Source organism: Bartonella sp. CL63NXGY, assembly GCF_042194905.1.
Taxonomy (GTDB): domain Bacteria; phylum Pseudomonadota; class Alphaproteobacteria; order Rhizobiales; family Rhizobiaceae; genus Bartonella.
This window is the reverse complement of the sequence record NZ_JBHINK010000006.1, coordinates 26,750-30,575: the sequence shown is the minus strand read 5'-3', so window position 1 is coordinate 30,575 and position 3,826 is coordinate 26,750. Positions and strand designations below refer to the sequence as shown.

The 3,826-nt window shown below is 42.3% G+C and carries 5 protein-coding genes; 1 reads left to right on the top strand and 4 read right to left on the bottom strand.

Annotated features, from left to right (window positions below):
* Positions 1 to 140 precede the first annotated feature (140 nt).
* From ACFIK0_RS04600 to ACFIK0_RS04585, 4 genes are all read right to left on the bottom strand, one after another.
* Positions 141 to 305: a hypothetical protein gene (locus ACFIK0_RS04600; protein ID WP_375663587.1), complete on the bottom strand. Its 165-nt coding sequence runs from the start codon at positions 303 to 305 to the stop codon at positions 141 to 143.
* A 207-nt stretch (positions 306 to 512) separates the two neighbouring features.
* Positions 513 to 701, bottom strand: coding sequence for a hypothetical protein (locus ACFIK0_RS04595; protein WP_273790850.1), 189 nt, complete (start codon positions 699 to 701; stop codon positions 513 to 515).
* A gap of 2 nt (positions 702 to 703) precedes the next feature.
* Positions 704 to 1,093 carry a hypothetical protein gene (locus tag ACFIK0_RS04590; RefSeq protein ID WP_375660820.1) on the bottom strand — a complete coding sequence of 130 codons (390 nt, stop codon included), beginning with the start codon at positions 1,091 to 1,093 and terminating at the stop codon, positions 704 to 706.
* Between the two features lie 312 nt (positions 1,094 to 1,405).
* On the bottom strand, positions 1,406 to 1,723 hold the full coding sequence (locus ACFIK0_RS04585) for an XRE family transcriptional regulator (protein ID WP_273790852.1): 318 nt from the start codon (positions 1,721 to 1,723) through the stop codon (positions 1,406 to 1,408).
* Between the two features lie 416 nt (positions 1,724 to 2,139).
* Here ACFIK0_RS04585 and ACFIK0_RS04580 point away from each other — a divergent pair, with 416 nt between their 5' ends.
* Positions 2,140 to 3,210, top strand: a complete 1,071-nt coding sequence (locus tag ACFIK0_RS04580) for a YdaU family protein (RefSeq protein WP_375663586.1) — start codon at positions 2,140 to 2,142, stop codon at positions 3,208 to 3,210.
* Positions 3,211 to 3,826: the final 616 nt, after the last annotated feature.

Sequence of the window (3,826 nt, the reverse complement as noted above, 5' to 3'; positions counted from 1 at the left end):
CTAAGCTTCCCCTAAGCTTCCCCTAAGCTTCCCCTAAGCTTCCCCTAAGCTTCCCCTAAGCTTCCCCTAAGCTTCCCTTCCAAGAACGAAAGCATAACGCACACCATTGTCACCGCAATGAAAAAGCACTTGGGGCCCTTTCATTGCGGCGCTCCCCCAGCACGCACCACAAAAAACTCCCAGCCCCCCGTTTGTCCCAATACGTCTAAACAAGCTTTAACGACCTCCCCCTCCATTGTCTTATCCCCCCAATGAACCAGCCAGCAACTTCCCCGCCCCACACACAAGCGCCCGCAATTTCTCATATATAGGCTCTTTTCTTCATGCCCCCCTTTCCCATGTCGGCTAAGAAAATCCCCGCAAAGCTCCCCCCTAAGCTTCCCTAAGCTTCCCTAAGCTTCCCTAAGCTTCCCTAAGCTTCCCTTCCAAGAACGAAAGCATAATGCACACCATTGTCACCGCAATGAAAAAGCACTTGGACCCTTTCATTGCGACTTCCTTTTTCAACCCTGCTATTGCACGACGGAAAAATCATGGCGGCAATATTCTTCCTCCAATTTTTTTGCCATAGACTGAGCCACCTCTTGCGATATAAAAAGTATAGCGTTGTGTTTTTGTGGTTCGAGTCTGATTAAATTTCGCATATTTCCAGCATAATAAAGTGGAATCCCTTGATAAGAAGTCTTGAGATAACTTGGCATGTTTACCACCAATAATCTGTCAAGACATCACATGGGCGTAAACGATGCTGTTTTTCATAAGAGCCATAGAGATTATCTTCATAATCGCAAGCCGCTCTTTCATTTAAACAAGCATGATAAGCTTCACTATTCAAAATGAAGGGCTGCAATTGTGTATTTTCTTCATTCATTTCATGATTTTCGACATAAAAATCAGCGATTTGTTCCGTAACATCTTCAGCATGAGAAGTTGTCAGATCGAGTCGTAAAACTCTATAAACAGTTTCACATTCTTCAATCAGTTCGAGCACCTCTTCGATTTCGTCGATTGGTCCTTCATAAGTACCAGGATTTTCCTCTTCGCATAAAACGATAATGATTTCATCCTCTTTAACGAATGAAATATTTTTCATGATTTCCCCCTTTAGATAGTTGATAAAGCATAGCCTTGTCTTGACAAGACTAAATATAGCGTTAGTCTTATCTCCTCTATAGGAGAGATGTCAACCATTTTATCCTTCATAAAAGATATATTTTAAATATCTACGGGGTTCAAATGACATATGTAAATAAAAATCTATTATTCTTTGTTCCTCTCATGCCCCTTTGTTGTTCTCTATTTGTTCTTACAAAATTGCAATTATAAACACACAGGAGAGATAAAATGAGTGACATAATATTAATAAAATACTGGAGTCGCCTTGATTCAAAAGCACAAAAGGAAGTTATTTTGAAGCTTCGTCAATTGGCCGCCGCAAAAGAGTCAAAATCGCCTGTCTCTCTTGCGGAGAGAGTTTCGAAATAAGCTCTATAAATTCTTTATCTTCAGGGCTAGCCCCTTTACCATAAAGAATATAATTCATACTGATATTAATTTCGTGACAAATTCGCGAGAGAGATTCGATTGTTGGTTCTTTTCCTTCAGAAAGAATAGAATGAAGGTACCCCGCGCCTTTACCGGCAGCGAGGGAGATAGATCTTTTTGACCGCCCACTTTTTTCCAAAGCGATTCTTAATCTTTGACGCCAACCATCGATATTCATAATTTCACCATATAGCGCGTCTTTTTAAAAAAACACGTCCTTTTTATAAAACGAGCTTGCATTATCCTCTAAAAAGGATAAAATTAAGGAAACAAATTTTACTTTTTCGGGGGAAATTTTTTTATTTTTGGATCATAAAAACACTTTAACCACCCTACAGGATATAAAAGACCACTCTCCAAAGCTTCTGCCCAAAAGCAAGTACGTTGAGAATGTGTGGTATTCTTTATTTTTTCCATCACCGCAATCTTAAATCGTAAGTTTGCATGCTCTTCAAGCACAGCCAATCATTTATAAGCGTCGTAAAGAAGCCTCTAGTCATCATCGAACAGAGCCAAAAGCAACACAAGTTAAATCCTTATTTGAGCTTTTATCATCAATAAAAATGTATAAAAAAGAAGAAAGTAGATTGCAGTATGAAACACGCTAATCAACAAGAAACTCCTCATTATGAATCGTCTAGGCTTCCATATGTTTGTTGGTATCAAAATGACTTTCTAGGAGGTGTACGTGGGATGCGCGCACACGAAATTGGAATCTATACGATTCTTCTCAATGAAATGTATGCCCGTGGACGACCTTTAGAAATATCGAAAGAACGTTTAGCGCGTCTTTGTGGTTGTGACAAGCGAACTTTTGTTAATGTTTTAGAAATGCTCATCCAAGAAGGTAAGATTTTAAATTTAGCCAATGGATTATGGAACAAGCGTTGCGAAAATATTTTTCAAGAGCGTGAAAAATTGCTTGAACAAAAATCCTTTGCGGGTCGTTCTTCGGCAAAAAAACGCAAAAAAATCAATGCAGAGATGCAACAACTGCTTAACGAAAGTCCAAAAGATGCTGCACAAAGCTCAGAAGCTCAAAAGGCAGAAGAAAAGGAAACACCTTACGGTGTTTTAGAAAAGAAAATTTTGTTTGATGAGACAGAGCCTTGTTTTTCCTTCGAAGAGAACTTTGAACAAAGCGATCATCCATCCTCCTCATCGGCTCTTGATTCACCTCTCTCTTCCCCTCCACAAGAAGAAGCGGAGCAAAAAAACGCCCCCTCTTTAAACGCTCCCCAAGCCGAGTTTACCTCCGCCCCTATCGCGCAAATTGTCACGGGGGAAAAAACAAAATCCGCCACCACTCTTCCCTCCAGCAATCTTTCTGCCTCCATCCCGCTTTGCACCAACAAAAAAACCACTTCCTCAGTTGCCAAAGGGCACCGTCTTCCTGAGCATTGGCAAGCAGACATCAAGGCGGCAGTTTCAGAAGGTTTGAGTGAAAGCCAAGCCCATTGGCAAGAAAAGAAGTTTCGCGACTATTGGCAAGCCAAGAGCGGCAAAGAAGCTCTCAAAGTAGACTGGCAAGCCACATGGCGCAACTGGTTTCGCCGTGAGATCGAACGGCAAGAACAGCAAAAACAGGGAAGCTCCTCATCTTTCATCTCTGAGAACAACGACACCCTTTACCGCAGTTTGATCAACTATAATGACAATTTTTGACATCACAAAAACAACGTATTTTTCAAGCACGCGCGGGGATAAAAATGTTTCAAAACCACAACAGCATCGGACAAAATAACACAGAACAAAACAAAGGGCGGCAAAACAACACTTGGATAGGCGATTCACACAGCAAAATGCGTCAACATCGACCATTTTGCTCTCATCACAAAAGCGTTTTCCCCACACAAGGACATCCACAGGCACCCCAACACAAGGCACCCCAGCATGCACCACACCCTCAAAACAGGCATACCCACCCCGCCCTTCTTGCATCATTCCTCCTTTCCGCCTTCCTCCTTTTCTCAAGACACCACTTCCCATGCTCTTGGCAAGCAGACATCAACACAGCCATTTCAGAAAAACTCAATGAAAAGCAAACTCTTTGGCAACAAACCCACCCCCTCCACACAGGCATCCCAACAGGACACTCCAACATGCACCCCAACAGGACCCAAGCATGCACCACACCCTCACAGGCATCCGCCCCACCCTTCTTGCATCCTTCCTTCTTTCCCCTTCCTCCTTTCCTCAAGGCACCACTTCCCATGCTCTTGGCAAACAAACACCAACACAGCCATTTCAGAAAAACTCAATGAAAAGCAAACTCTTTGGC

Bases quoted from the DNA above. Each gene is read 5' to 3' on its own strand.
- ACFIK0_RS04600 (WP_375663587.1), bottom strand. From the start codon at position 305: ATGAGAAATTGCGGGCGCTTGTGTGTGGGGCGGGGAAGTTGCTGGCTG.
- ACFIK0_RS04595 (WP_273790850.1), bottom strand. From the start codon at position 701: ATGCCAAGTTATCTCAAGACTTCTTATCAAGGGATTCCACTTTATTAT.
- ACFIK0_RS04590 (WP_375660820.1), bottom strand. From the start codon at position 1,093: ATGAAAAATATTTCATTCGTTAAAGAGGATGAAATCATTATCGTTTTA.
- ACFIK0_RS04585 (WP_273790852.1), bottom strand. From the start codon at position 1,723: ATGAATATCGATGGTTGGCGTCAAAGATTAAGAATCGCTTTGGAAAAA.
- ACFIK0_RS04580 (WP_375663586.1), top strand. From the start codon at position 2,140: ATGAAACACGCTAATCAACAAGAAACTCCTCATTATGAATCGTCTAGG.